Genomic DNA, 26617 nt, shown 5'->3' on the forward strand with positions numbered 1-26617 from the left:
TGCTCTGCGTCTCGATGCCACAGTCCCTTTGTGATGAATTTCCCCCGTAATGAACGGCATACTTATGCTTGAAGACTATTTGCCGAAGCGGGTCAACACCGGCCGGTGGGTTCCCGCGTATACGTTGGACGCACTTCGAGAATTGCCTGAAGACACGGAGTTCATCCTGCCGGTCTGTTCGCTCGGGACTTCGTATTCTGACCTCGAAAAACTCGGGAAGTTCATACTTCCCCCGCTGTTCCATGAAGCACTGACGACTGATCTGAAAGACCGATTACTCAGCCGAATCGTCGAGTGCTTTCCAACGTATGCCTCGGCGGAAAATCAGAATCGAGTCAAGATTGTCGAACTCCCCGAAGAGGATCTCCCCGAAACAGAATCACCACGAATCCTGGCCTTCAGCGTGGACACCGCAGTTGAAGAACATGGGCCACATCTCCCCTTGGGTACGGACACGATTCAAAGCTACAGCGTACTTGAGCGACTGGCATCTGAATTCACAGGTTTTCATCTGGCAAGACCACTGGAGTACGGTCAATTAACTTGGGGGCTCCCGTTTGGACACAGCGTCGACATCACTACAGACTTGCTGACTCCATACGTCACCGGATATTGCAACGCAGTCATTGACTGGCTGAAACCGGAAGCCTTGTATGTTGTGGATGTTCACGGATCGATCACACATCGGCAGGCGATTGTTGATGGTATTCGAAAGAGCAATGCGGGAGATTGGGCATTCCGCTGGCTGCACGATCCGTTGCCGGAGTTTGCTTCGGAGCGTGGTGATCAACATGCCGGCGGGGTCGAAACAATACTCGTGGAGCGAGTCAGCAAAGATTTGCTCGACTCAAACTGGTGGCCGGATCGAATCGATGAATTGGCCGCCCGCCAAATGTCCTTCGAGAAAGCTGTCGAGCTGACGCCGAATCTTGATGGCTTCTGCGAGTTCGTCAAAGAGCACCAGTCAAATGGGATAATTGGCGACATTCACAATTATCACCGCCTTGATGCAAAGGTATTGTTCGACCGCATGCTCGATGTTGCTCGAAATGATGTCCAGAAACTTTTAGAGGGCGAAAAATCAGACTCGCAATCAGCGGGACAAGATTTATGGTAAGCAATGAATTCACAATCCGCGAGATGACGGAAGCCGATGTCCCGTTTGGTCTCAGCTTGGGAGAGATGTCAGGTTGGAATCAGATGCCGGCAGACTGGCTGCGAATTTATCGATACGAACCGCGGGGTTGCTTTGTCGGCATGATGAATGAGACACCCGTGGCAACAATTTCTACGACGACCTACGGGACTGACCTGGCTTGGATCGGCATGATGCTGGTGCATCCAGATTTTCGCCGACAAGGAATCGCAACCGCGCTCATGAAACATGTGATTGCCTGGCTGGAAGAACGTGGGACGGAGTGCATCAAACTGGATGCGACACCTGCTGGTGCAACCGTCTACGAACAGCTTGGCTTCAAACGGGAGTGGGAATTTCACCGATACGAAAAGCGGGGCGATGTGGGGACAGTCGAGAACGTCGAAGGTCTGGAGAATTTCCAGGTCGAACAATTCGACAGGAAGGCATTCGGGGTGGATAGGTCTGAGTGGCTGTCGCGTCTGGCAGCCGATTCGAAAGTCGTATCTCAGCAAAATGGATACGGAATGTTGCGTCCGGGCAGGTTGGCAACCTACTTAGGTCCGGTGATTGCTGAAACTCCTGATCTTGCGGAAGGGCTGATCCATCAATTGATTTCAGAGCAACATAAGACGATTTTTTGGGATGCTCCTGGCCCAAATGCCGATGCGATTGAACTGACTAAGAGATTCGGTTTTCAACCCGTTCGGCCACTCATTAGGATGTGGCGCGGGGAGAAGCTCGTTGTTGGAAACGTAAACAAACAATACGCTCTGGCATCTCCTGCAACGGGGTGACCATTTTAGAGGATCTCTCGAATTGGTGCACAGGTTCTGCCTCGTGGCGAACAGCTACTTTATTGATGAAACACATTCTTCGCGGGCACACGGTAGAGCAAACTGCTCTAGTCCGAGAGACACTCTCCTGCGAACCGAGATATTGAAAAGACAGGTCGAAACAATGAATCAAAGTTTACCCGAATCCATCCGAGATGAAGCTCACCTTGAAGAACTTCTCAGCGAACCGACAGAAGGAGCAATTGACGCGCTTCGAAAAGTGCCGGGTGATATTATTCTCCTCGGAGCGGGTGGGAAAATGGGGCCGTCTCTTGCCAGAATGGTAAAGCGTGCCGCCGACGCAGCCGACACACCACGGCGAGTGATAGCTGTCAGCCGGTTCTCAGATGCGTCACTTCCGAAACAGCTGAATGAGTTCGGAATCGAAACAATCTCAGGTGATTTGCTCGACGAAGAATTCATTGCTTCTCTTCCCGATGTCCCGAATGTTATTTTTATGACGGGAGCCAAATTCGGAACTTCAGGAGATGAATCGCTGACCTGGGCAATGAATGTCTGGTTGCCATCGGTTGTCTGTCGCAAGTATCGCAACAGCCGGATCACTGCTTTCTCAACAGGAAACGTGTATCCGCTGGTCCCGATTGAGTCTGGCGGTTCAGTCGAAAGCGATCCCTTACAGCCCATCGGCGAATACGCCAACACTGCCGTCGGGCGAGAGAGAATGTTCTCCTACTTCTGCAATCGTGAAGGGAACCCAACCAGCCTTGTCCGATTAAATTACTCCGTCGAAATGCGTTACGGCGTCCTTGTCGATCTGGCTAAGCAAGTCATGGCAGGAGGACCGATTGACGTTTCAATGGGCTATGCAAATGTCATCTGGCAGGCAGACGCCAATGCAATGACGATCCAGTCAATGGCCGATGCTAGCTCACCCGCTTTCGTTGTGAACGTTTCAGGACCAGAGATTTTCTCGACCAAAGAAATTTGCGAACGATACGCAGACCTGTTCGGAACTTCTGTCGACTTCACCGGCGAACCCGCACCAACAGCACTGCTCAACAATGGTTCCTTCGGTCACCAGCGATACGGAGCCCCGCGCGTCTCGCTGGAACAACTTCAAACCTGGATTGCCGACTGGTTGAAGCGAGACCAAGTGACTTGGGGAAAACCAACTCACTTCGAAGTCCGAGACGGAAAATTTTAATAGCCCGAAATCTGAGAGAATTGAAACTGCAGAAACGGTCATGCAGAAACCGCTGGACCAATGACTGCGGGGGGCTGGCAAGCATTTGAGATTGGCGACGGCGAGGAAGTTTCAATTCACCTGCACCATCTCTAAAACCTGTGGGTTGTACGATTACGTCAAGACTTCAAGGCCCAAGATGATATTCGGGGAGCAGTTACGGGGACTATCTGCTCTAGAATCGACCGCACGACTGCTCTCGAAAGAAATGATCCAGAAAATCGAAGTAGGCATCTTGGCAACTGAACTGATTCAAGGTGAGAGCGATATGAACAAAGGACTTCACACGAAGCACGCTGCCAACAAAGACTTTTTCGATCGAAACCGTGGCGCTGTTGGAGGCGAACCAATTTGAAGTGCAGCACGAAGACCGAACGGAAATTTGGACAATGCCGGTTGCAGCCGTCCTTGCCAGGAAAAAGGCTGACAGCGAGTGAGTCCAGTTGTCATCAACAGCGTCTTCGTCGCGGGGTCGACATTAATCGCGCTCGTCATTCTGTTTCACCCTCGCGTGGTTAAAAAGTCAGTAACCTGGCAAGCAACCGTCACGCCGCTTGCGTCGATCATTGGAAGCGGGTTCCTGATTCTCGCCCCGAGCCTGAAACACGAATTTGGCTCGTGGGGAATCGCTGTGATGGCGTTGTTATGCATTGCCGCCTATCTCTTCGGCAATGCGATTCGGTAGCTAACGAAGTCGCCAGGAGTAACGAAGCGCGACCGATTGCGCGAATCTCGCCGACCACAAACAGTTCGGTTTTCTCAGCTGGCACTGACGGACCACACAGATGACGGAGTCTCTCGCGGCAACGTTCTGTAGTGCTTCCTACGATTTGTTTTTGCAGTTCCCGAAGAAAAGAACGGAACCGAGACCGCCTAATTATCGCCCTATTCACAACACAGATCAAACATTGCAAATAGGTAATCTCAGCTAGATCTAGCTGAGAGACTGGTTATTTCGTGATTCTGGAGTGCCAGCAGCTTACTACTGCGTCTCGTCTCGTACTGTCTCTCATCAATAAACGCGAGCTGATATGAAAACTGAATGTAATATCAGAGATTCTCCAGTTGACGTAACTTAATGCTTCCTTAACATTTATTAGTTCGCATGCGAATAATTCTTGTGAACTAAAGCATTGATTTATACTCATATAAACAGACAACGAAATAAGTATTCGTTGATGGAACTAAACTTAAAATTAGAGGAAATCATGAAGAAGAATCGTCGCCAGCGTCATGGCTTCACCCTGATCGAGCTCTTGGTTGTGATTGCGATCATCGCAATTCTAGTTGCATTGCTCTTGCCAGCGGTTCAACAGGCTCGTGAGGCAGCCCGTCGAACGCAGTGCAAGAATAATCTGAAACAGCTGGGCTTGGCGTTGCACAACTACCATGACGTTTACAACACCTTCCCTTATAGAACTGGTGGTACGAATACTGGCTCAAGCTCCTCGAACTGGGGACGTGGTAGCGGCATGATTGGACTACTCCCTTATATTGATCAGGCACCACTCTATAATCAAATCTCAGGAAGTTTGACTATTAACGGAGTGACATATAATCCGTTCGGACCCGGCCCGTGGACTTCAGATTACACTCCGTGGCAAGCTAAAATCCCAGGATTGCTTTGCCCATCAGATGGACTACATGTTTCAACCAATAATCTTGGGAACAACAGTTACGCATTCAGTGCTGGTGACAGTGCCGATGTCCTCTCGACAGATCCTCGTGGCGTCTTCGGAGTGAACAGTAGCGTTCGCATGAGAGACCTTACTGACGGGACGAGCAATACAATTCTTATGGCAGAGCGAATTTTCCCGCGAAGATCGAACGACATCGGAATGGTCGCCATCGCAACTTCGTTCTCAGACACGACCATTATTCCGAACGACTGCCGAGCAATGTATAGCACTTCCAATCGTGCTTATATCACGGGCTCGACTCTCCGAGACTTTGGAGGAGATCGCTGGGCTGATGGTGGTGCAGGTGTTTCGGGAGTCACAACAATTCTTCCGATCAACTCACCTTCCTGCTCTCAGAACAATCATGAGAACCAACCAGGAATTTACTCATCAGGTAGTCGCCACGTTGGTGGTGCTCAAGTCTTGCTCGGTGACGGAAGTGTTCGATTCATCAGTGAAAATATCGACACTGGAAACCTTGGTGTGAATGCTCGGAACATCAGCGGACCGAGCCCATACGGCGTCTGGGGAGCATTAGGTTCTCGAGCCGGTGGCGAGGTCGTAGGCGAATTCTAATTAGAACCAGTCCGAAAACTTCTGGAATAGCCGCTTGTCTCAATGTTTGAGAGAGCAATTTCAAGTTACAGGACCAATTCTAGAATTTCCCGCCTGCATCGTACTCAGAAAACAGGACCGTTGGGGCTCCCCCTGCGGTCCTGTTCAAGTTGTTTGCCATTCCGAATTCATGTGCGCCCCGCACGGCGCTGTCAACGGTTGGCTAATGAAAATTTCTCAACTGTGATCAGTCAATTGTGACCTGTCACCCAATTGGAAGATTCAAAGACAATGAAATACTCAGCTCTCTTTTCGCTCGCAATGCTAGTCACCTTATCCGCCTGCGGAGGAAAGACAGACCCGCTTAAAGCGGCTCGCCCAAAAACGGTCCCCGCCTCAGGAAAAGTGACTTACAATGGAACTCCTGTCGAAGGAGCACAGGTCAACCTGATTCCAGCTACGAACACCGATCCAGCTGCCTTTGCACTTACAGAAGCAGACGGAACTTTTACACTCACGACTTACGATGATGGTGACGGAGCAGTTCCGGGAAACTATCAAGTCACAGTGGTCAAACGGAGCGTGGAAACAATCCTCAACCCTGATGACCCCAATGGCCCTCCTGTGGGGTCAAAGGAAGAATCATTTCTTCCGAAAAAGTACGGCAGCGTATCTTCGACAGACCTTCAGGCAAATATTTCCAGTGAAGGAACGGATTCACTCGAATTCTCTCTCACAGACTAAAGCATTGGCTCTGACAAACTCTGAACAGGTGATCGAGAAGCCTGAACTGACACTCTCAGATACTGAGGAAAGTGACGATCCCACGAGCTTCCGGGCTGGTTCCGGATAATACTGTTAGAGCTTCTGGCTACCTGACGGAAGTGGAGTGTTTTTTTCCGAAAACGCGTACTTTGCGGACGTGAGAAGCACAAAAGCATACTTAAACCAACAATCTCGCCACGACATGACGTTTTAACTCGATCGATCAGCGAAGAATGTTTGCAACAGTCAATGAATCAGACTTGCATTTAATGGCTCGCTTGCGAACACTGTGCAAACTGTTGCAGAAGTCTTTTCAGGATTGCTGATGTTTTTATGGTTACTGGTCATCTTGACCGCTGGCATTTTAGCCCCAGCCGTGAACCGACTTATCGGTTCACGTGGAGGGTGGTGTCTCGCATTGGTTCCGGCAGGGGTTTTTACCTACCTGCTGAAACTGTGGCCATCAGTCATGAATCAAGAGGAGATCTCAGCCCACATTGACTGGGTCCCGGCACTGAACCTTGCGGTCTCCCTGCGATTGGATGGCCTGAGTTTGCTGTTCGGGTTGATGGTTACCGGAATTGGTGCGCTGATTCTGGTGTACGCAGGAGGTTACCTGAAAGGTGATGACCGCCTCGGACGCCTGTGGATGCTGTTGCTCTTCTTTATGATGGCAATGCTGGGGCTTGTCCTGGCTGACAACCTCCTCACGCTGTTCATCTTCTGGGAATTGACCAGCATTACTTCTTACCTGCTGATCGGCTTCAACAGTGATCGCCCCGAATCCCGAGCGTCTGCCTTGCAGGCGTTACTGGTCACGGGAGGTGGCGGTTTGGTACTTCTACCAGGACTGCTATTACTCGGTGTGGCTGGGAATTCTTTCGAGATTTCGACTCTCGTAGGCAACGCTGAGGCAATCCGTCAACACTCACTGTATGTGCCAATTCTATTGATGATCCTGGTCGGAGCTTTCACAAAGTCGGCTCAGTTTCCGTTTCATTTCTGGCTGCCCAATGCGATGGCAGCTCCCACGCCGATTAGTGCCTACCTTCACTCGGCAACGATGGTCAAAGCAGGAGTCTACCTGATCGCACGACTGCATCCGGTTTTAGGCGGAACGACGGCGTGGTTCTGGATGATTGCTCCGATTGGCACAATCACGATGGCCCTTGGTGCGGTGCTGGCGTTGCGAGCAACGGACCTGAAGCAAATTCTGGCATATGCCACCATCAGTGTGCTGGGAACGCTCACGATGCTACTGGGCATTGGAACTGAAGCTACCCTGACCGCAGCTTTGGCGGTACTGGTCGCTCATGCCTTCTACAAGGGAGGGCTGTTCATGGTCGCTGGTGCGGTTGATCACGCCGTGCATGAACGCGATATTCATAAGCTCGGAGGTCTGAGATCTGCGATGCCTGTGACGTTTGTGGCGGCTTGCCTGGCTGGATTTTCAATGTCGGGAGTCTTGCCGACGTTCGGCTTTGTCGCAAAGGAAGCCTGGTACGAAGCGATCGGCCATCTGGCGGAAATTCCCTTTCTAACTGCGTCGATACTCTCCAACATCGGATTAGTCGCCGCTGTGGGGCTTGTCTGTGTCAAACCGTTTTTTGCTGAACGAACCGAGGCGACCCAGAAGGCCCATGAAGGTGGCCCGGCGATGTGGGGACCTCCACTCGGACTCGGTATCGGAGGTTTACTATTGGGCCTCATGCCTACACGTATCAGCGAGTTGCTGGCCGCTGGAAGTCATGCTGTTACGGGACATGAGGTTCCAGTACATCTCGCTTTATGGCATGGAGTCAACGTGACGCTCCTTCTGTCGCTGTTGACGCTGGCGGGCGGAATCACGCTGTACTGGCAACGACATCGGCTGGGAGGAATTTACGCGAGTCTCAATCCAGTGATTCACTACGGTCCCTCATCGGTGTATGCCTGGCTTTTGAAAAATGTCAACCAACTGGCGCGCGTGCAAACCGCGATCCTGCAAAATGGTTATCAGCGATTCTATCTGTACACGATGATCGGGATCACTGTTTTCAGCGTATGGATAGCATTGGGAGGCAGAATTTTCTCAAACCTGGATTCACTACCTCTCGATTATCGCGTTCATGAAGTTCTGCTGGTCGGATTAATTCTGGCGGCATCGTTCGCAGCAGTCCGAGCGAAAACATGGTTGCTAGCGGTCGGTTCACTCGGCATTGTCGGCTTCAGCGTCGCGGGCATCTTTGTGTTGTTTGGGGCCCCAGATTTGGCGATGACGCAATTCGTAATTGAAACGCTAACTGTCCTGCTGTTCGTCATGGCGTTCTCACGACTACCGGAATTTCGCCGCCTCTCCTCTGGCCGAACACGGAGGCGCGACGCCCTGATCGCAATTGGGGCAGGCGCGACCATCTCGGCACTACTGATGTTTGCGATGACTGTTCGTGCGGACCGACCGGTTTCTGAGTACTACGTTGCGAATAGTGTTACAGAAGGGCATGGTCGAAACGTGGTCAACGTGATTCTCGTCGACTTCCGCGCGCTAGACACTTTGGGCGAGATCACCGTATTGGCGATTGCAGCGATTGGTGTTTATTCGCTGTTGATGCTCCGACCGGCCAAACTCACAACGATTGAGTCTGCACTTGATGAAAGATCGGATGATTCGGCGACGACTGATCCCCACACGGCTCAGCTCGCGACCGGTTTCAGCCCCGGTCCCGAACAGGAGGGAGTGTGACAATGGACTCAGTAATTCTAAAAACTGCCATTCGGTTTCTGTTGCCCTTACTTCTGCTAGCGTCGGTGTTTCTATTCCTGCGAGGACACAATGATCCGGGAGGCGGATTCGTTGGTGGTCTGGTAGTTAGCGGCGCAATTGCTCTGTACGCCATTATCGATAGTGCGTCAGCCGCGAGACAGATGCTTCGTGTCTCCCCGAGAATTCTGATCGGCTCAGGGCTCTTAATTTCGCTAAGTAGTGGACTAGCACCGTTACTGACAGGTCGCCCATTCCTCACCGGTTTGTGGACGACAGCAACGACTGTCGGTCTGGGAGAACTGCACATCGGTACGCCGCTGTTCTTCGATCTCGGAGTTTATCTCGTTGTAACAGGAGTCTCTGTCGTCTTTATCTTTTCACTTCTAGAAGAATAGGCCACATGGAAATTGTTTTAGCCATCACAGTCGGCGGTTTGTATGCGGCAGGCATCTATATGATGTTGCGTCGCAGCGTCGTGAAGTTGCTGATTGGACTTGGACTGCTTAGCCACGCTGCCAACCTGCTGATCTTTACTGCAGGTGGAATCGTTCGTGGCCATGTTCCGGTTATTCCAGCTGGTGAAACGCAGCCTCTCACGCAGGTCGCTGACCCGTTGCCTCAAGCTCTGATCCTTACTGCCATCGTAATCAGCTTTGCTGTTCTGGCGTTTGCCCTCGTCCTGGTTTATCGGACGTATCAAACTCTCGGAACCGATGACTTAGACCAACTGAGAGCGACCGACACATGATTGAACAGGTTGCCATTATTCTTCCCATCGTGCTGCCTCTGGCCACGATGGCAGTTCTGCTGCTGGTGTGGAAGTCAATCGCCGCTCAAAAAGTAATTGGCGTGATTGGTTCAACGCTGCTGATGGCGTCGGCGGCTGCGCTCATCTGTCTCGTCAACCGAGATGGAATGATCGTGTTGCAAGTAGGAAGCTGGCCCGCTCCGTTTGGCATCACTCTTGTAGCTGATCGATTAAGTTCGATCATGGTCATGCTGGCTGGGCTAATGGTCTTCGCAGTGTCGATCTATTCGCTCGTTATGATTGATGACCGCCGAGTCGATTTTGGTTTTCACCCACTCGTTCAGTTATTGCTCATGGGAGTCTGTGGAGCTTTTCTGACAGGTGACTTGTTCAATCTGTATGTCTGGTTCGAAGTCATGCTGATTGCGTCGTTCGTACTCTTGACACTTGGAGGTGAACGGGGGCAACTGGAAGGTGCCATTAAATACGTCACATTGAATCTCATTTCCTCCGCCGTGTTTCTTGCAGCCATCGGGGTGATCTACGCCGCCACCGGAACGCTGAATATGGCGGACCTTGCTTTGAAGCTCCGGAGCTTTACAGATGACGGAACCGTCTCCGTTCTGGCAATGTTGTTTCTGATCGCATTCGGAACGAAAGCAGCTGTGTTCCCGCTGTTTTTCTGGCTACCCGCTTCGTACCACACTCCACCTGCGGCCGTCTCGGCGATCTTCGCCGGGCTGCTCACAAAAGTTGGAGTCTATTCGCTGATTCGAGCATTCACGCTGTTGTTCGTGACTGATCTTGAATTTACACACAACCTGCTGTTGCTCATCGCTGGGTTGACAATGGTGACTGGCGTTCTCGGAGCGATGGCGCAAAGTGAAATCCGCCGCATCCTGTCGTTTCATATTGTCAGCCAAATTGGCTACATGTTGATGGGACTGGCACTGTACACTCCGCTCGCTTTGGCAGGATCTGTCTTTTACATCATTCACCATATTGTTGTGAAAACCAACTTGTTCCTGATTGCCGGGATTATCGAACGTCGTTTCGGAACAGGTCGTCTGGCAGAAATCGGCGGTCTGTATCGATCCGCCCCCGTGTTGGCCACACTGTTCTTCCTCTCAGCGATGTCGCTGGCTGGAGTCCCACCACTCTCGGGGTTCTTCGCCAAACTGACACTGATCCGAGGTGGCCTGGAAGCGGAAGGCTATGCCATTGTGGTTGTCGCCCTGGCTGTGAGCCTGCTGACTCTATTCTCGATGACGAAAATCTGGGCTGAAGCATTTTGGAAACCGGCTCCTGAAGGGGCCGCGACCGAAACTTCTCAGAACCCCTACACAATGTTTGAACGACTTAGCCTGTTCGGTCCGACACTCCTTCTGGTCACGATCACAGTGGGGATTGGGGTGATGGCAGGTCCGGTGATGAACGCTTCAATGGCGACTGCCGAACAACTTCTCGATCCCGATATTTACATACAGGCCGTATTGCCAGATCAATACTTAATAGAAAGCGAAGGCGACCTTCTCATCGACGACTCCACTTCCGAGGCGCATGGACTTTTACCATCACCACGCGGAGAGACACACTAATGCTCAACTTCTTTTTCAACATTTTTCTGGCACTGGTCTGGGCACTGGCAAATGGACAAATCTCCTTGCCAAGCCTCTCGATCGGTTTCGTTCTCGGATACTGTGTTTTATGGTTCTCACAACCATTGATGGGGCAGTCTCGCTACTTTCGACGATTACCAATTGCGATTCGATTTGCTGGTTTCTTTCTTTGGCAATTGATTCTCTCCAACCTCAGGGTTGCCTATGACGTCATCACTCCACACCTGTATATGCGACCGGGAATTATCGCTGTGCCGCTGGACGCAAAAACCGACAGGGAAATCACATTGCTGGCGAATTTGATCACGCTAACGCCGGGAACCTTGAGCCTTGATGTGTCTGACGACAAACGTACGCTGTATGTGCATGCCATGTTTGTCGACAGCCCCGAGAGTGTTCGTGACAGCATCAAGAACGGTTTTGAACGGCGATTACTGGAGTTGATTCGATGATACAGAACATCTTCACATTTGGCGTTAACTCACTCACCCCGATGATCGCCACAACAGACTGGCTGAGTCTGACCGTTCAAGTTTCACTCGTGCTGTTGGTGGTCGCTCTGGGGCTTACGTTCATACGTTTGATCCTTGGCCCTTCGCTTCCTGACCGCGTCGTCGCACTTGATCTTGCCTCCACACTCCTTGTAGGACTGATTGCAGTCAGTGCCATCGAAACCGGAGACGTGATCTTTCTGCGAGTCGCAATGGTCGCGGCATTATTCAGTTTTATCGGAACCATCGGCTTCTGTTGGTACCTGCAACGAGAGACCGACCAATGAGCGAAATCGCAACGATCTTCCTGCTGATCGCCGGAACCTCCTTTGCCTTACTGGCATCGGTTGCAGTGGTTCGTATGCCGGACATCTACACGCGGATGCACGGTGCAACGAAGAGTGCGACTCTGGGAGTTGGCTGCACACTTCTCGCGGTTGCGATTCGTTTCGCCGATATGGAAACGACCACCGTAACGATTCTGATCATCGGATTCCTGTTCCTGACAGCTCCGGTTGCTGCCCACATGATTGGTCGAGCCGCCCACCGAAAACAGGTTCCTAAATGGAGTGGCACGATCATCGATGAATCTCCGTACGCCGACTCGACAGTTTCTGCAGAAACTGAGCAAGTAGAAAAATAGCGTGATGCGAGAGAAGGAGCCGCAACGACAAAGGGGCTCCAAGGTTCCGGATTACGCCTTGGCAGAATCCGTGGATTCCTTTTGAAAAACACTCTGAACTGCCTGGACTAACGAGTCACCGGTGAATGGTTTTTCGAGAATTGGAGGCAAGCTGAGAAGTTGCTCCGTGAGAGTTTCGGAATCGTTGTATCCCGACATGACGAGGATTGGAATTTTGGAATTGATTCGTTTTGCTTCTTGAATCACCTCCGAACCAGACATCCCTGGCATCATGACGTCAGTGAGTATGAGGTCGATCGCCTTGTGGTGTTCTTTCAAATGCCCAATTGCGTTTTTCCCATGACGGAAATGTCGAACTTGATACCCTTTCACTTCAAGGATTCGCGAAACCAGTCTGCCGAGAACTTCCTCGTCTTCGACAACAAGAATTGTTTCTGATCCTTCAGTCAATGGCGAAACATTTTCTTGAACATAGCTTGGCGCGATGCCGACCGATGTTCTTGGAAGGTAAATGTCGAAGGTTGTCCCGTGGTCGATTTCACTGGTCACGTTCATGAAGCCGCCACCTCCGTTGACAATTCCGTAAACAGTTGCCAGTCCCAACCCGGTACCTTGATCTACGTTTTTCGTGGTATAGAAGGGCTCGAATATTCGAGCTCTCGTTTCTTCAGACATCCCGGTGCCTGTGTCAGTCACACTCATCTTCAGGAAGTCTCCTGGCTGAACTCCGAGATGTAAGGCAAGGTCACCCAATTTCATTTCCACGTTGGAGAGGCTAATCGTGAATTGTCCTCCCTCGGGCATTGCGTCGCGAGAATTGGCAGTCAAATTCATCACGACTTGTTCAAGCTCAACGGGATCCAAAAAAACGGGATAGCACCCCGGTTCGAAATTTGTTTCGAGGGTAATATTTTCCCCCAGAATTGTCCGCAACATTGGGAACATCTCTGAGATCAATTTGCTTAAGTGCAAACAGGCAGGCTCGCTATCTCGCTTGCGACTAAAAGCCAGAAACCGTCTCGTCAACGAGGATGCTCGCTGACCGGCCAGTTGGATTTCGTTGAGCAGATCCCATTTTCCCTGACCGGGATTCAATCCGTGCATTGCGAGTTCGGTGTTCCCAAGAATGACCGTCAACAAGTTATTGAAATCGTGAGTGATCCCACCTGCCATGACTCCTAAAGCTTCCATCTTTTTCGTTTGACGAAGACTCTCTCTCTGTTCTTCAATGGTCAGCTGCATCTGTTCATTGGCGATCGAAGATTTCAAAATCTCCTGGATTGTTCGAAGTGCCTCAATCTGACCGTACCTCAACGCAGGTTGAAATGGTGCTTCAAAGGTAAGGATGGAATGGACTTCATTTTGATGCAGTAACGGCACTACCACTTCGGTCGTTTGCAATCGCCCCATACTTTCATAGGGTTTCAAATTCTCAAACCGAAATGCTTCAGAATCATTATTCCAGTAGATTTCTCCTGCCAATATCTTTTCAAGCTCGGAACTCGGGAATTCAACTTTTTGAGTCCCGAAATTCAATTGCTCGTTGTCCGAGGACCATTGATCAGTCGCCTCAAAAAGGCAGTCTGCCCCAGCTCTTTTCCATCTTGAACCTGAATAGAAATTCAACGTCGTCCCGACCGTTGACAGGAGACATGACCAAACGCCTTGTAAGTCTTGTGTTTGTGAAAGAATAGAACAAACACCTGCTGGAGCGTGCAGCTCTTGCTTAGCTGCCGAAATTTCACTTTCGTCGCGGATCATTAAGACCACTTCAGCGACAGCCTGACTGGACGAGAGAATCGGAACAATGGAGATTTTGGCAGGAAACTCAGTTCCTTCATCGGTCGAGCAGAGCACTTCGCACTGACTCGGCAACTTGTTGGCGATGCTGCGATTGATCGACTTGTCTAAAATCGCCTGGTGCTCGCTAGTTGCCAAACTTATTTTTGTTCCCAGGATTTTGGTTGCCGGCTGTCGAAAAATTCGTTCCGCACCGGGATTCCATTTGAGGCACTCGAATTGAGTCGAGATTGAAACCATTGCCAAAGGGGACGTGTGGAAGAGGGCGGAGCAAATCGCATCAGACTTTTGATTCGAGCTGATTTTCTCAATTATTTTAATCGCCCGAAATAACGTTTTCCCTAGTTGCTTTGCCCAATCAGAGAGTTCGCTTTGCTTCCATTTTTCGCACCTTCCCCAAAGAACCAGAAAGTCATTGTGGCTTGAGTGCTTAGAGATCGGAACTGCCTCAAGAACGACTTGTTTTGTCTCAGCGGCAAAAAGGTGAGGTCGCTCAGCTAATAACTGTTTGACCTTCGACAAGAAGATGGAGTCCGACGATTCTTCCGAACCTTGGTGGTCGTCTTCGAATTGAAATTCAGAAAGGTTGACGGAGTCTTTTTTGCCCTCGAAAGCTTGCATCTCCCAGACTTTGCTCGATCGGTTCCACATCCAGATTCCGGACTTCAAATGAGGATGCAGGATTTGAAGTTTTGAAAGCGCTTCTCCGAACAGAGAAATCGGACATTGACAATTGAGAGCGCCATCCAAAATAAAATCGCTGATTTCGTTCAGGAATTCGCGACTCCGATTTTGGAAGAGGTCAGCATCTTGGGTTGAATCCGGAATGGCCATGGTCGATTCCTCACTTAAGTCGGACGAGAGAGTTTTTTAGAACCAGTCCGAAAACCTCTGGGATAGCCGCTTTTCTTTACGTTTGAGAGAGCAATTTTAAGTTTCAGGATCAGTTCTAATAAAAATCCTCTTCGCCACGAGGCAGATCCTGCAAACCAATTCGAAAGATGCTCTCGTGTTTTCAATCGAATCTCGAAGTCGCGATCGACATCAAGCCAAACCGTCGCGAAGATGGGTTCCGAAGGAAATTCTTAAAGTTGTCTGATAGATCTTCCCTTCATGTAATGCATCATACATTTGAAGTGGAGTGCCCCGCTGGCGTTATTTTTTCAGTTCTAACCTGGCCTCGGTGACTTGTTTGACCAACTCAGCAACTGAGTAAGTTTTCATTTTCTTCATCATTCGACTGCGATGTGCCTCGATTGTTTTCACACTGACATTCGATTTGAATGCCATTTGCTTATTTGAGTGTCCTTGAAGAACTCCCTCCATCACTTCTGATTCACGTTCGGTGAGTTGCTCGAGTCGACGCAAGACAGCCAAAGCAGTTTCTTTTTGCTGCCTGTTTTCCTGATCAAGCTCAATCGCGCGTTGGATTGCATTCAGAAGGACAATATTTTGAAACGGTTTTTCGATCACATCGACAGCGTTGGACTGCATCGCTCTCACTGTCAGCGGGATGTCTCCATGACCGGTGATTAAGATGCAGGGCAACGCAATTCCTAATTGGCCAAATGCTTCCAATAATTCGACGCCATCCATACCCGGCATCCGCACATCTGTAATGATGCAGCCAGATCCTGATTGGTAGTTGCCAAGAAAGTCTTCAGCCGAAGCGAATGTCTGGCATTCAAGATCAAGACAATGAACGATATTCCGGACCAATGTCCTCATCTGAAGGTCGTCATCGACGACATATACAACGGGGTTCAATTCAGACATCAGTTACTACTCTTCTAAAATAAATCCAATACTGGCCTTTATTGGCATCCCGTTCTCCCCCACAAAGGAAGCAGCCTCCGGAATCGTGAATCTGATATCCGTGAGCACGCTAAGCATTCAATGTGCTTTCAACAAAACGGTGTTGCCCTGAGAATTGAAACATTACCTCACTCTCGATTCACTCGCTGACGAAATTCCTTGAAGCACGCGAAAAAGCCGACTGAGAGGCGATTGCCATTCAGCCGGCTTGTGAGAGTAACTCAGAGAGTAAATGTCACAAAAGATGAAAAGAACTGATCCGTCTACCTGACTTTCCCTTTTCGAGCTCCGAAGAAATCATTGATTACAGAGATCTTCAAACGAATCCTCAGGCGATGGCTCGCAGCGACCGTCATCTTTCAAACTTGCTTACGGGTTCAATAGATCACAAACAATGTCACCTTGATCACTGCAAAAGCTGGGAATGTCTTCGAAGATGTGTCCCACTTTTTCCCCGACATGCCCAGTGAGTCCTTCGATGACATAGCCCTGGTTGAGGTGTCCAAATGCAGAACCGACAGATTCGAGTTCACTTGTGATGTTGAGTGCTAATTCACTGAGACCGACAAGCAGTCCGAGAATCAAGACGGTCGCGACGAGGACCAGTTCAGCAGAAACGATAAATCCAGCTTCGTCCGACAGCAGTTGATTGAAGATCAAGCTCATAATTCTAACTCCGTGTGTGCCACAAAAACTAACGATGAAAGAAGAGAGAAATGTTTGTGTTGGGTTGTGTCATTCCCCTCTTCAGGACACAAAAACTATGACCCGAATTTGTCAAACATGCTTTCAGTTTTAGCTCAAATGCAGGGTGATCCCTACGTCCAATCGGGTAAGTCCTACAAATGCCCACCCCCCTGGTTCTGGCTTGCGAAACAAGGAAAAACACTGGAAAAATCATCCCGCAAGATAAAAACAGCCTGGAAAGTTTTTTCTCAGCTCACACGCAACATCTCTCTGAGACGCTGAATCGGCTTACCTCCAGAGTGATGAACTCACCGGATTTTGGAGTTCTCATCAAGAATGAAAGCACAAAGTTTGACTTTTGAAATTCGTGCGATTCCAAATTCTTTGCTTGAGCATTTTCGAACACCCTCCTTACTCATTCTGAACTGACCTCTTCTGAACACTCATCTCGAAAGAACGAAGGCGACCTCTCTGGCGACTTGTTAGCGCAAATTCACGATTGGTCTGCAGTCACATCGCTGCACCTTGATTGGTCGTTTACTTCTCCCCCGAAACTCACCGGGGACCATTTCGACTCTGAACACCAATTCGCCAATCGAGATCGATGCAGACTTGTCGAACTTTGCCCAAGGCGTTGCGAAATCTCAACACGTTGCCATTCAACAACACCGAGCCACTTTTACGAATTCTCAGCCCACTCAAATTGATGAATCGGGAGTTCTCAAGTTTGGAAAACCTCATTAATCATTGACACAGATTGAAAAACAGGCTTCACCGCTCTGACCGAACGTGAATCAATCTGATTGGCGTAAGCGACAAACATGATTAGAGATGCGTTGGAAAATTCGTTGGGGCGATAGGCAAAACAGGTGTTTTTTTAAGGGCGCCAATGAATTTTAACAAAATAACACTTTATAAAAAAAAGATCTGCCTTCGTCGGAAGTGAGGAATATGTTTGGGGTAGGGCCAACTTCAAACAATGGAGAGATAACATCTTTTCGGGCTACGAAAAAAGGAGGGGGTCGTGAAAGCTTTGTGTGTCAGCGACAATATTTGGTTTACATCCAAGCTTCAGGCACTATTAAACAACTCAAAACTTCTTGAAAGTTGCACCCATCTCCAACGTCCACATAACATCACCGCACAGCAAAGCAGCGAAGGCGATTTCAAGGTTGTTTTTCTTGTCTTGAGTGATGATTTTGAAAGTGCTAAGGGTGATCTCTCCTTCTTGAAGCTGGCGCTTCACACGTATGTGGTCGCTGTCGGAGCTGTCTCCTCACCGGAGATGATGATCGAACTCCTCCATAGCGGGGCCGACGATTTCCTCAACACTGAGCGTGAACTCGAAGGTCAACTGGATAAAATTCTTAAGAACCTCGAGACCCGTCAAGGGATTGCTAAAAAGCCTAGCAACGTTATCTCAATTCTTGGCGCATCTGGGGGAGTTGGCACGAGTTCCATCGCAGTCAACATCGCCGCTCTCATCGCAGAAACATCTCAGACCGGTTTGATCGATCTGGTCTTGGGGGGAGGGGATCTCGACAAGCTCTTAGGGCTGAAGCCGACGCATACGATTCAAGAATTGTGTCAAAACAGTTCAGGGATTGACCACAATCTCATTGAGCGATCTGTCGTGAAGCACTCATCAGGTGTCTCTTTACTTGCAGCGGGGAACTCCTCGGGAAAGACTCCGGCGGTCGACTCCGAGATGATTCACCAATTTACGACTCTTTGCCGAGAGATCTTCAAGAACCTGGTCTTTGACTTAGGCTCTCCTCGCCAAGTTGGAAAACATCCCAAGCTGTTAGAGCAATCAAAAATCATTCTTCTTCTATTCCGACCGGACTTTCCCAGCATCTGCAACGCAAGACAGAAATTGGACCAGATTGAATCGATGGGGACCGACCAGGACAAAGTGATCCCGGTTGCAAACTTCCACGGGATGCCAATTCAAATTCCGATCGACAAAGCAGAGGTCATCCTGGGACGAAAAGTGCAATTTGCCATTCCGCATGACCCTTCACTCATGAATCTCTGTGCGAACTGCGGGGTCCCAGCTGTGCTCGAATCACCAAAGTCGAAGTTCACAAGATCGTTGAAGCCGGTCGTGAAGAAATTTTTCGAAGAGAAGAGCCCTCCTCCAAGCGTCCCTGAAAAGTCCAGCAAGAGCAGCCTTTCAAGAATCGCTTCAAAATCAATGAGTTTCCTCAAGCATTCGGTGAGAGCCTTCTGCTTGTGATATTCATTCAAACTAACTGTTTCATAGAAGAGTCAAATGCAAATACTATCAGACTCAAACCTTCCATCTAGCGACGTCCCTTCCACGGATCAGCGATCGAATCGAGAGCGATTCCTGAACCTGAAGCGAGATATACATAAGCACTTGATCGAAGCTTTAAATTACGATTCATTTGGTGGTCTCAACGACTATGAAATGCGCAAGGAGCTTCGCAAAGGGATCGAAGACCTCTGTCGGTTTCGAGGTGACCTGCTCACAAATGCGGACCAGCAAAAACTTGTTGAGGAAGTGATCGATGAAACACTGGGGCTTGGGCCAATTGAACCACTGCTGCGAGACCCGACAGTCAACGACATCTTGATTGATGGTCCGGATCGGGTTTATGTGGAACGTCGTGGACGTCTGGAAGACACTTCAATTCACTTTCACGACCAAGATCACCTCATCGAGATCGTGCAGCGGATTGCGAGCAAAGTGGGACGCCGGCTTGATGAGTCAAGTCCGATGGTCGATGCACGACTGGAAGATGGAAGTCGGGTCAATGCGGTCATTCGCCCTTTGGCATTGGATGGAGCTCTGGTTTCTATTCGCCGCTTTAGCCAAACCCCGCTCCGCGTTCAGGACCTGATCGCTCGCGGATCGATGACAAAAGAGATCGCGCAATTCTTAATTGCATGTGTGCGGGCCAGAATGAACATCATCGTCTCGGGAGGGACTGGTAGTGGAAAATCAACATTACTGAATCTCATCACCGGGTTTATTCCCGACAACGAAAGAATTGTCACCATCGAAGATGCCGCCGAGTTGAAGTTAACGCAGTCAAGAGTTGCCAGGCTCGAAACGCGTCCACCGAATCTCGAAGGTAAAGGCGAAGTAACAGCCAGAGACCTGCTCAAGAATTCGTTACGCATGAGACCGGACCGGATCATCGTCGGAGAGTGTCGAGGCGAAGAGGCCTTTGACATGCTTCAAGCGATGACAACAGGGCACTCAGGAAGTTTAACGACCATCCATGCCAACAACGCACGTGATGCGATTCGAAGGCTGGAAATGCTGATTGGGATGGCTGGCTATGACCTCCCGGTTTGGTTCATCCACGAGCTCATCGGCTCCGCAGTGCAGATTATCGTCCAGTGTGAACGTCTCCCTAGTGGTGAGCGAAAGATCACTCAAGTGACGGAGGTAACCGGCGCCACTGAGAATGTCATTGAATCGCACGATATTTTTCGATTCGAAAAACAAAGCACAGACTCCAGCAGCAATATTAGTGGCGACTTTACTGCAACGGGAATTCGACCTCGCTGCCTGGAGGCTCTGAAAGTCTCTGGTTTTGAAGTCCCGTATCACATTTTTGAAGAAGGCAAACTTGTTGTGGAACGGATCGATGGTATCGCCAATAATCAGTGAGTTCGCGATGACAAACATTTTGAACGGGTTCAGTCTGACGTCGGTTGCATTGTTGATGTCGGTAACATCCATCCTCATGCTCGTCGTTGAGTCCTTTTCAAAAAAGAAACGAATCTCAACTCGAATTCAGAGTGAGCTCAAAGAGAGAATTCGAAGCCAGGTCACAAATTCAAAGTTGTTCAAAGACTGGTCCAATTCTCAATCTGCGATCGATCCTGAACTCAAACTTTCAATCCACGATCGAATCATTCGCTGCATCGAGCAAGCTGGATTGCAGATTCAGGTAACAGATTTAATCAAACGCTCGGTGATACTGGGGTTGCTTCTCGGTTCAACGATTCTCTTTCACGGAAGAATCGAACTCGCCATCGGGCTGACCTGTCTCGGTCTTCTCTTTCCCTGGTGTCATCTTATCTGGCTCAGAAAGCAGCGAATCCAGCAACTTCGAATTCAGCTTCCAGAAACTTTCGAAATGATTCGGCGAGCCGTGCAGTCGGGGCAGACCATTCCAAACGCACTCAATCTGATCGCCAAGGAATCGAGTCCACCAATCGCAGATGAGTTCAGTTATTGCTGCGAACAGCAGAGCCTTGGGCTTCCCTACGAAACAACATTGAGAGACCTGGGAAATCGAACTGGCATCATCGAACTTCAGCTCTTTTCAGTTGCGATGGTGCTGCAACGTCAAGCAGGGGGAAACCCGGCAGAAGTGTTGGAGAATCTTTCCGATACGGTCCGAAAGCGAATGAAATTAGGCATGAAGGTCAAGGCGATCACTGGCGAAGGCCGCATGCAGGCGCTCGTTCTTTCACTCCTCCCATTTCTCGCCTTTGGTGGAATCTATGTTTTAGATCCCCAATACGCATCCGTGCTTTTTAACTATCCGAAATTGCTTATTGGATTATCAATATCAATCACTGTCGGCATTTTGTGGATTCGTCGAATCGTGAATTTCGAATACTGAGCTCGCACAGCCAAACAGATAAAAACTGTCAAAAAGATAAAACCTGTTGAATTCTGCACTCTTCTATCACCTTCACCAACTCGAGATACCTGAAAATTCCCATGTCTTCTTTCATGTACTCTTTGTTCAATTCCTACGCGGGACTGGCATTCTGCCTTGTTGCCGGCCTGACGTATGTGGTGATGCAATTACTCGACAACTCTGACCACCGTATCCAAAAAAGAATTTCGGAAGAGTCCCGCTCAAAACAGAGCTTCGTAAAGCGCGAGAAAAAAGTTCAACATCGATTGAGCCAATTCATTATCAAGCTTGTGCCAAGCCTCGGAACAAAACAGCTTTCCTCGAATGGGACAGACCATAACCAACTCGCTGACCGGCTGAGAAGTGCTGGATACTACCAACCTCAAGCCGTCCCGATCTTTGTCGGCATGACTTTGCTCCTCGCTGTTCTCCCAACACCTTGTGCGTTGATTCTCCTCACCTTCTCTTACTTAACTCCCGAACAGGCTGTTTGGATTGCCTTGATCGGAGGGGGAATTGGCATGTTGCTTCCGGGCTTGTGGCTCGACCGCCAAAAGAAACGCCGTCTCATTCTCCTTGTCAAAGCGATTCCCGATTTTCTCGACTTGCTCATCACTTGTATGGCGAGTGGGTTAAGTCTTGAAGCTGCGATCAAGCGGGTCAGTGACGAGATCGGGCATGCACATCCACTATTGCGAAGCGAACTGACACGTGTACAGAACGAAATGAATTTAGGAGAGTCCGTCGATAATGCAATGTTAAGTTTCGCCGAGCGGACTGGTTGCAAACCGATAAAAAGCCTCGCCGTGCTTTGTCAGCAGTCCCGAAAATATGGAACAAAAATTTCAGAGGCTCTCCGGGCTCATGCTGATCTTCTACGGACCCAACGAGAGCTCTTAGCTGAAGAACGGGCACAGAAAGCGACGGTCAAAATATTGCTACCAGTCTTGTTTCTAATTTTCCCTGCTGTCTTTGTCGTTCTGGCTGGTCCGGCAGCCATCGGAATCTGGGAGAACCTGGCAAGTCCCGTTGAGGTGACCGATGTTGAGTAACCAAACAGCTAAGACGAATCGATTCGTTGACGCGAAAAACGGGGTTGGCCGCGAAGGGACAGCAGCGACTGAGTTGGCGATTATGCTTCCGGTATTACTCACTTTTTTATTGGGGTGCGTCGATTACGGGCGGGTGACATACTGGGCGATTTCGGTTTCAAACGCGAATGCGACAGGTTGTTTCTATGGCGCAACTCATCGCCTCTCCAGCCTCAACAGCGATGCTTGGGAAGAGAAAATCCAACTGCTCATCGCTGAGGAACTTTCCGAAAATCACGGCTTCGAGCCAGACAATCTCAGCTCTGAGATCGAAACAGAATTGGACGCAAATGAAATTCTTCTCGTCACAGTTCGAACGAGTTACGCGTTTCGCACGATCGTGAACTGGCCCGGACTTCCTCATGAGGTCGCTTTGTCTGAATCAGTCACTTTTCGTCAATTTCGGTAATGGGTGAAACATGAAACTTCGCAACTTTCATTCGATCTCGAATTCCGGCAACCAGAATTGTCGACGTGGGGCTTCGGTTGTTGAGGCTGCGATTGTTCTGCCAGTTTTGTTGATGGTGTTGATGGTTGCTCTGGATCTCGCACTCATGGTTCTGGAATACAATACCCTCGCTGAAGGATCCCGAAAACTTGCCAGAGCGGCTTCGCTGCGGGGCGAGTATTCAGAACCTGAAATCGCATCTTGGGGACCAGAAACTTTCTCTTCCTCAATCGCTGAAGAATCCGTTCAAACTCAAATTCTCAAACCGATCTGCATAACGATGCCCCATCAAGACGTCACTGTCCAACTGGAATGGCTCGACGGAATAAATGAAGCGGACTCGCGAGTGAAAGCGACGGTCAGTTATGTCCACCAGCCTGTCTTTGGACTACTTGGTGCGGACCTGCCGATGCAATCAAGTTCCGTTGTTCGAATCAGGCATTAAGATCATGAAAACATCCGCCTCAAATTGCCGCAGGACGACAAACTTCGACTACTGTGCCACTTCGAATGTCCGGGATGAATCACCGTTGAACGACCGGGAAGGTGCCAGAGAATTCAACTTCATGCGTCAGCGAGAAGTCGATCCGACTCCACGTTCAGGAAAAGTTCTAATTCTAGTTCTCATGGCCTTCCCAATGATTCTGGGAATTATTGGACTCGTCATTGACGGAAGTCTGCTGCTACACGATTCTCGCTCGACCCAGCATGTGGCAGATGCTGCAGCGACAACGGCTGCCTTTTCAGCATCTCAAGGTGATCCTCCAATTTTTGCAGGACAAAAAGCTCAGGAGATGGTTCGAAATTTCAACGCAATGGAAAGCGCAGCCATTCAAGTCCACTCCCCTCCAATCTCGGGTGCATACCGGGGACGAAGTAACTTCTATGAGGTCAATGTCAGCAATGAAACTGACACACTCTTCATGCACCTCACAAACAGGTTCGCATCACGAGGGGTCAGAGCACGTGCTGTTGCTGGTATTAAAGATGCAACGCCACCGTTGAGTGTTGTTGTATTAGATCCCAACCCTGACCCGATCACGATCACAGGACTTCCACTGACGCTTCCGTCACTCCCGAATCACCACTTGGGGGGAATGGAAGTGCTTGGACTCGGTCGAGTCAGAGTGAGTGGGGGAATCGCAATCAACAACGACTGGGGAGGAGTCGATGAGCATGGAGACCCCGTCGGTGAAAATCGACTCTTAAGAAGTGCTCTCACATGCACGCCTCTTCTCCCATTAACCAAGTTGAACGCGGAGCATATTCGAGTAGTGGGAGGAGTCGACAATTATAAAAACTACGGTCACATTGACGGGACTGATGCCAATTCTCTGCGCGCGAATATGGGGCCTGCCCCAGATCCATTTCAGGAATTACCAGTGCCAACTATCACTGAGGACCCAGCTAATGTTGATGAGACCTACCGAGGTTCAGTCGACATTCTAAACTTACCAATTCTCTCACCGACAGTCGTGCTTGAGCCGGGCGTTTATGACTACATCAATGTCATTACTGGACCGGTGCGATTCGAGCCAGGTGTTTACATTATCCGAGGTCAACATCCAATAACTGGCATCCCTTTGAGCGTTCTTGCCGGACCAATTAACGGCAGGGGAGTGATGTTCTACATCTCAGAGAACGCCACCTATTCTCCGACCTCTGGTTTGCCAGATAGTGGAGAAGATTCTTCAACCCCACCAACTTCAAACCTGCGGGCTTTACTCCCCACTGCAGTGATTAACGGCGCAGTTCTTGGAGTGAAATTCACCCCACTCTCTGATCCATCGAGCCCTTATGACGGGATGTTCATCTTCCAAAACCGCAACAATCGACGTCCCATGGTTTTAGTAACCGAGCAGTTACTCGGAAGTGGGACTTTGGCCGGAACCATCTATTCGAAATGGGGGAGCGTGGTACTCGTGGCCAATGGGACGCACGATCTCGGTTTTGTCGTTGGCTCGATTCGAATCGTCACGGCGCTTGGGCTTCGTCTCAATCCAAGTCTAAAATTTCCTCCGGTGAAAGAAGTCTTCCTGGTTGAATAATTCACAGAACGAACCAGCTATCCTTTGGCTCGCAGGAAGTGAAGAAGCACAACTGAATGAACGGCAGCACGCAATCGCATTTTGACAGCCTCAAATCACTCGGCCTTCAGAACGCGAAGAACAGCTTCTCACGGTCGCCAGGGAGTTTGGTCTGGTGAATTTGGCTGTAGAAATTTTGCGTCGACATCTTTGTACCATTGGTGCAATTCCTTTCTCATCCGGGCAACTTGCGTCGGGTTCTCACTTGAGAGGTCGTACACCTCGCCGGGATCGTCAGCAAGATGATAGAGATGCGTCCGACCATCCTCGTATCGTTCCACAAGTTTGTAGTTGCCAGTTCGAATGGCTCCTCCGGGGAATCCGCCCTGATTACTGTAATGGGGGTAGTGCCAGAACAAGCTTCGATCTTGAAGATGTCCGCCGGTCAGGAGTGGTACGAGACTGACACCGTCGAGTTGTAAATCTTGAGATGCTTCAATCCCAGCGATCTCTAATAACGTTGGATAGAAATCGACACTCGATACCGCTTCACCTCGGACAACATTTGACTGCCCTCCCTGTGGCCACTTGATAATCATTGGCTCTCGAATTCCTCCCTCGTACAGCCACCCCTTCCCTCCACGAAACGGCAAGTTCGAGGTCGGGGAACCTTCTGATGTCGAGAGCCCACCATTATCCGAGAAGAAGCAGACGACAGTTTCATCATCGATTCCGAGTTGTTTGAGTTTCTCAAGAATCCGGCCGACACTGGTGTCCATCACCTCGACCATCGATGCGTAGGTTGCGTGTTTTTGAAGAATGCGAACTTGTCGCTTTGGAGCATTGGGCCAGACCTGTTCCTCTTCAGCGAATTCTGCTAATCCAGAAAGCTGCTCAGCCTTCTTGCGATATTTCTGAACAAGGTCTTTCGGAGCCTGAAGCGGAGTGTGAACAGTATAAAACGCGAGATAGAGGAAAAACGGTTCGTCCTGATATTGCTCAAGGATGTTCAAAGTCTCATTCGTCAACCGCTCAGTCAGATACTCTCCTTTTGGGCCATCCTCAAGTCGAGGATTTTTATACGGGGAGAAATACGACTTCGGCAATCCGCGTACGTGGCCGCCAATGTTCAAATCAAATCCTTGTCTCTCTGGCCAATACTCTTCAGTCGGGCCTAAATGCCACTTTCCAAGAAACGCTGTTTTGTAACCAGCCTGTCGCATCTGTTCGGCAATCGTCGTTTCTTCAAGTGGCATTCGGTCATTCAGCGGAGCTGGTTTGAATTTTGCTTCCCGCTTACCCGCGAAGAAATTTGTCGCATCGACACGTGTCGGATATTTCCCAGTCAGAATGCTGTAGCGTGTTGGACTACAGACTGGATTGGCTGCGTATCCATCGGAAAACCGAATCCCTTCTCGTGCCAATCGATCGACGTTCGGCGTTTCATAGAACGTTTCAGGGTTATTCGCACCGATGTCCATGTACCCGAGATCGTCGACTAAAATGAAGACAAAGTTGGGTCGATTATCAGCTACGACCGAACTCGACATCAAAGCAACAACGCAAAGAATAATCACGCGAAGAGACATTATGACCAGGCTCCTGACAGCTGTATGGTTGCAAGTACGATCACCTTAACGAACTCTCTTCATGTGAAACAATCGTATGTCTCAAAAGAAACCCGTTAGCCTCCAGAGCAA

Annotated in this window: 24 protein-coding genes; 20 read left to right on the forward strand and 4 right to left on the reverse strand. The window is 49.7% G+C overall.

Features of this window, described 5'->3' with window-relative positions:
• The first annotated feature begins 64 nt into the window (after positions 1 to 64).
• From Mal48_RS15870 to mnhG, 13 genes are all read left to right on the forward strand, one after another.
• Entirely contained in the window at positions 65 to 1117 is a 1053-nt protein-coding gene (locus Mal48_RS15870) for a creatininase family protein (RefSeq protein WP_197441750.1), read from the forward strand.
• Complete coding sequence (locus tag Mal48_RS15875) at positions 1111 to 1932, forward strand: GNAT family N-acetyltransferase (protein WP_145201632.1); 822 nt, start codon at positions 1111 to 1113, stop codon at positions 1930 to 1932. Before Mal48_RS15870 ends, Mal48_RS15875 begins: the two co-directional genes overlap by 7 nt.
• Positions 1933 to 2095: 163 nt before the next feature.
• Positions 2096 to 3136 (forward strand): NAD-dependent epimerase/dehydratase family protein, encoded by a 1041-nt coding sequence (locus Mal48_RS15880; RefSeq protein ID WP_145201635.1) that lies wholly within the window; start codon positions 2096 to 2098, stop codon positions 3134 to 3136.
• Between the two features lie 472 nt (positions 3137 to 3608).
• A complete protein-coding gene (locus Mal48_RS15885; protein WP_145201638.1) occupies positions 3609 to 3860 on the forward strand; it encodes a hypothetical protein in 252 nt (83 codons plus the stop codon).
• A 523-nt stretch (positions 3861 to 4383) separates the two neighbouring features.
• Complete coding sequence (locus Mal48_RS15890) at positions 4384 to 5430, forward strand: DUF1559 domain-containing protein (RefSeq protein ID WP_145201641.1); 1047 nt, start codon at positions 4384 to 4386, stop codon at positions 5428 to 5430.
• Positions 5431 to 5700: 270 nt separating this feature from the next.
• Positions 5701 to 6153, forward strand: a complete 453-nt coding sequence (locus Mal48_RS15895) for a carboxypeptidase-like regulatory domain-containing protein (protein ID WP_145201644.1) — start codon at positions 5701 to 5703, stop codon at positions 6151 to 6153.
• A 346-nt stretch (positions 6154 to 6499) separates the two neighbouring features.
• Positions 6500 to 8896 carry a putative monovalent cation/H+ antiporter subunit A gene (locus Mal48_RS15900; protein WP_145201647.1) on the forward strand — a complete coding sequence of 799 codons (2397 nt, stop codon included), beginning with the start codon at positions 6500 to 6502 and terminating at the stop codon, positions 8894 to 8896.
• 2 nt (positions 8897 to 8898) lie between these two features.
• Complete coding sequence (locus tag Mal48_RS15905) at positions 8899 to 9312, forward strand: Na+/H+ antiporter subunit B (protein WP_145201650.1); 414 nt, start codon at positions 8899 to 8901, stop codon at positions 9310 to 9312.
• Positions 9313 to 9317: 5 nt separating this feature from the next.
• On the forward strand, positions 9318 to 9665 hold the full coding sequence (locus Mal48_RS15910; RefSeq protein WP_145201653.1) for a Na+/H+ antiporter subunit C: 348 nt from the start codon (positions 9318 to 9320) through the stop codon (positions 9663 to 9665).
• Positions 9662 to 11263 carry a Na+/H+ antiporter subunit D gene (locus tag Mal48_RS15915; protein ID WP_145201656.1) on the forward strand — a complete coding sequence of 534 codons (1602 nt, stop codon included), beginning with the start codon at positions 9662 to 9664 and terminating at the stop codon, positions 11261 to 11263. Before Mal48_RS15910 ends, Mal48_RS15915 begins: the two co-directional genes overlap by 4 nt.
• Positions 11263 to 11736, forward strand: a complete 474-nt coding sequence (locus Mal48_RS15920; protein ID WP_145201659.1) for a Na+/H+ antiporter subunit E — start codon at positions 11263 to 11265, stop codon at positions 11734 to 11736. The genes Mal48_RS15915 and Mal48_RS15920 overlap by 1 nt, the downstream gene beginning before the upstream one ends.
• Positions 11733 to 12062, forward strand: a complete 330-nt coding sequence (locus Mal48_RS15925; RefSeq protein ID WP_197441751.1) for a monovalent cation/H+ antiporter complex subunit F — start codon at positions 11733 to 11735, stop codon at positions 12060 to 12062. The genes Mal48_RS15920 and Mal48_RS15925 overlap by 4 nt, the downstream gene beginning before the upstream one ends.
• Positions 12059 to 12418 carry a monovalent cation/H(+) antiporter subunit G gene (gene mnhG / locus Mal48_RS15930; protein ID WP_145201662.1) on the forward strand — a complete coding sequence of 120 codons (360 nt, stop codon included), beginning with the start codon at positions 12059 to 12061 and terminating at the stop codon, positions 12416 to 12418. The genes Mal48_RS15925 and mnhG overlap by 4 nt, the downstream gene beginning before the upstream one ends.
• Before the next feature lie 51 nt (positions 12419 to 12469).
• Here mnhG and Mal48_RS15935 read toward each other — a convergent pair whose 3' ends face one another.
• The 3 genes from Mal48_RS15935 to Mal48_RS15945 all read right to left on the reverse strand — a co-directional run bounded on the left by Mal48_RS15935 (position 12470) and on the right by Mal48_RS15945 (position 16699).
• Positions 12470 to 15052 (reverse strand): PAS domain-containing hybrid sensor histidine kinase/response regulator, encoded by a 2583-nt coding sequence (locus Mal48_RS15935; RefSeq protein ID WP_145201665.1) that lies wholly within the window; start codon positions 15050 to 15052, stop codon positions 12470 to 12472.
• A 321-nt stretch (positions 15053 to 15373) separates the two neighbouring features.
• Positions 15374 to 15994: a response regulator transcription factor gene (locus Mal48_RS15940; RefSeq protein ID WP_145201668.1), complete on the reverse strand. Its 621-nt coding sequence runs from the start codon at positions 15992 to 15994 to the stop codon at positions 15374 to 15376.
• Between the two features lie 408 nt (positions 15995 to 16402).
• Complete coding sequence (locus Mal48_RS15945; RefSeq protein ID WP_145201671.1) at positions 16403 to 16699, reverse strand: branched-chain amino acid aminotransferase; 297 nt, start codon at positions 16697 to 16699, stop codon at positions 16403 to 16405.
• Between the two features lie 1045 nt (positions 16700 to 17744).
• Between Mal48_RS15945 and Mal48_RS15950 the strand changes: the two genes are divergently transcribed.
• The 7 genes from Mal48_RS15950 (at position 17745) to Mal48_RS15980 (ending at position 24938) form a co-directional block, all read left to right on the forward strand.
• On the forward strand, positions 17745 to 18959 hold the full coding sequence (locus tag Mal48_RS15950) for an AAA family ATPase (protein WP_145201674.1): 1215 nt from the start codon (positions 17745 to 17747) through the stop codon (positions 18957 to 18959).
• Between the two features lie 36 nt (positions 18960 to 18995).
• A complete protein-coding gene (locus Mal48_RS15955) occupies positions 18996 to 20366 on the forward strand; it encodes a CpaF family protein (RefSeq protein WP_231739627.1) in 1371 nt (456 codons plus the stop codon).
• Positions 20367 to 20373: 7 nt separating this feature from the next.
• Entirely contained in the window at positions 20374 to 21330 is a 957-nt protein-coding gene (locus Mal48_RS15960) for a type II secretion system F family protein (protein WP_197441752.1), read from the forward strand.
• 101 nt (positions 21331 to 21431) lie between these two features.
• Positions 21432 to 22403 (forward strand): type II secretion system F family protein, encoded by a 972-nt coding sequence (locus tag Mal48_RS15965; protein ID WP_145201680.1) that lies wholly within the window; start codon positions 21432 to 21434, stop codon positions 22401 to 22403.
• Positions 22393 to 22851, forward strand: coding sequence for a TadE/TadG family type IV pilus assembly protein (locus Mal48_RS15970; protein WP_145201683.1), 459 nt, complete (start codon positions 22393 to 22395; stop codon positions 22849 to 22851). The genes Mal48_RS15965 and Mal48_RS15970 overlap by 11 nt, the downstream gene beginning before the upstream one ends.
• Before the next feature lie 10 nt (positions 22852 to 22861).
• Positions 22862 to 23335, forward strand: a complete 474-nt coding sequence (locus Mal48_RS15975; RefSeq protein WP_145201686.1) for a TadE/TadG family type IV pilus assembly protein — start codon at positions 22862 to 22864, stop codon at positions 23333 to 23335.
• 4 nt (positions 23336 to 23339) lie between these two features.
• The gene (locus tag Mal48_RS15980) at positions 23340 to 24938 is read left to right on the forward strand and encodes a pilus assembly protein TadG-related protein (RefSeq protein ID WP_197441753.1); all 1599 of its coding nucleotides are present in this window, start codon (positions 23340 to 23342) and stop codon (positions 24936 to 24938) included.
• A gap of 128 nt (positions 24939 to 25066) precedes the next feature.
• Here the strand turns inward: Mal48_RS15980 and Mal48_RS15985 are convergent, their stop codons facing one another.
• Positions 25067 to 26506 carry a sulfatase gene (locus Mal48_RS15985; RefSeq protein ID WP_145201692.1) on the reverse strand — a complete coding sequence of 480 codons (1440 nt, stop codon included), beginning with the start codon at positions 26504 to 26506 and terminating at the stop codon, positions 25067 to 25069.
• Between the last annotated feature and the right edge of the window lie 111 nt (positions 26507 to 26617).

The organism is Thalassoglobus polymorphus, from assembly GCF_007744255.1.
Taxonomy (GTDB): Bacteria; Planctomycetota; Planctomycetia; order Planctomycetales; family Planctomycetaceae; genus Thalassoglobus; species Thalassoglobus polymorphus.

Bases quoted from the DNA above. Each gene is read 5' to 3' on its own strand.
- Mal48_RS15870 (WP_197441750.1), top strand. From the start codon at position 65: ATGCTTGAAGACTATTTGCCGAAGCGGGTCAACACCGGCCGGTGGGTT.
- Mal48_RS15875 (WP_145201632.1), top strand. From the start codon at position 1,111: ATGGTAAGCAATGAATTCACAATCCGCGAGATGACGGAAGCCGATGTC.
- Mal48_RS15880 (WP_145201635.1), top strand. From the start codon at position 2,096: ATGAATCAAAGTTTACCCGAATCCATCCGAGATGAAGCTCACCTTGAA.
- Mal48_RS15890 (WP_145201641.1), top strand. From the start codon at position 4,384: ATGAAGAAGAATCGTCGCCAGCGTCATGGCTTCACCCTGATCGAGCTC.
- Mal48_RS15895 (WP_145201644.1), top strand. From the start codon at position 5,701: ATGAAATACTCAGCTCTCTTTTCGCTCGCAATGCTAGTCACCTTATCC.
- Mal48_RS15900 (WP_145201647.1), top strand. From the start codon at position 6,500: ATGTTTTTATGGTTACTGGTCATCTTGACCGCTGGCATTTTAGCCCCA.
- Mal48_RS15905 (WP_145201650.1), top strand. From the start codon at position 8,899: ATGGACTCAGTAATTCTAAAAACTGCCATTCGGTTTCTGTTGCCCTTA.
- Mal48_RS15910 (WP_145201653.1), top strand. From the start codon at position 9,318: ATGGAAATTGTTTTAGCCATCACAGTCGGCGGTTTGTATGCGGCAGGC.
- Mal48_RS15915 (WP_145201656.1), top strand. From the start codon at position 9,662: ATGATTGAACAGGTTGCCATTATTCTTCCCATCGTGCTGCCTCTGGCC.
- Mal48_RS15920 (WP_145201659.1), top strand. From the start codon at position 11,263: ATGCTCAACTTCTTTTTCAACATTTTTCTGGCACTGGTCTGGGCACTG.
- Mal48_RS15925 (WP_197441751.1), top strand. From the start codon at position 11,733: ATGATACAGAACATCTTCACATTTGGCGTTAACTCACTCACCCCGATG.
- mnhG (WP_145201662.1), top strand. From the start codon at position 12,059: ATGAGCGAAATCGCAACGATCTTCCTGCTGATCGCCGGAACCTCCTTT.
- Mal48_RS15935 (WP_145201665.1), bottom strand. From the start codon at position 15,052: ATGGCCATTCCGGATTCAACCCAAGATGCTGACCTCTTCCAAAATCGG.
- Mal48_RS15940 (WP_145201668.1), bottom strand. From the start codon at position 15,994: ATGTCTGAATTGAACCCCGTTGTATATGTCGTCGATGACGACCTTCAG.
- Mal48_RS15945 (WP_145201671.1), bottom strand. From the start codon at position 16,699: ATGAGCTTGATCTTCAATCAACTGCTGTCGGACGAAGCTGGATTTATC.
- Mal48_RS15955 (WP_231739627.1), top strand. From the start codon at position 18,996: ATGCAAATACTATCAGACTCAAACCTTCCATCTAGCGACGTCCCTTCC.
- Mal48_RS15960 (WP_197441752.1), top strand. From the start codon at position 20,374: ATGACAAACATTTTGAACGGGTTCAGTCTGACGTCGGTTGCATTGTTG.
- Mal48_RS15965 (WP_145201680.1), top strand. From the start codon at position 21,432: ATGTCTTCTTTCATGTACTCTTTGTTCAATTCCTACGCGGGACTGGCA.
- Mal48_RS15970 (WP_145201683.1), top strand. From the start codon at position 22,393: ATGTTGAGTAACCAAACAGCTAAGACGAATCGATTCGTTGACGCGAAA.
- Mal48_RS15975 (WP_145201686.1), top strand. From the start codon at position 22,862: ATGAAACTTCGCAACTTTCATTCGATCTCGAATTCCGGCAACCAGAAT.
- Mal48_RS15980 (WP_197441753.1), top strand. From the start codon at position 23,340: ATGAAAACATCCGCCTCAAATTGCCGCAGGACGACAAACTTCGACTAC.
- Mal48_RS15985 (WP_145201692.1), bottom strand. From the start codon at position 26,506: ATGTCTCTTCGCGTGATTATTCTTTGCGTTGTTGCTTTGATGTCGAGT.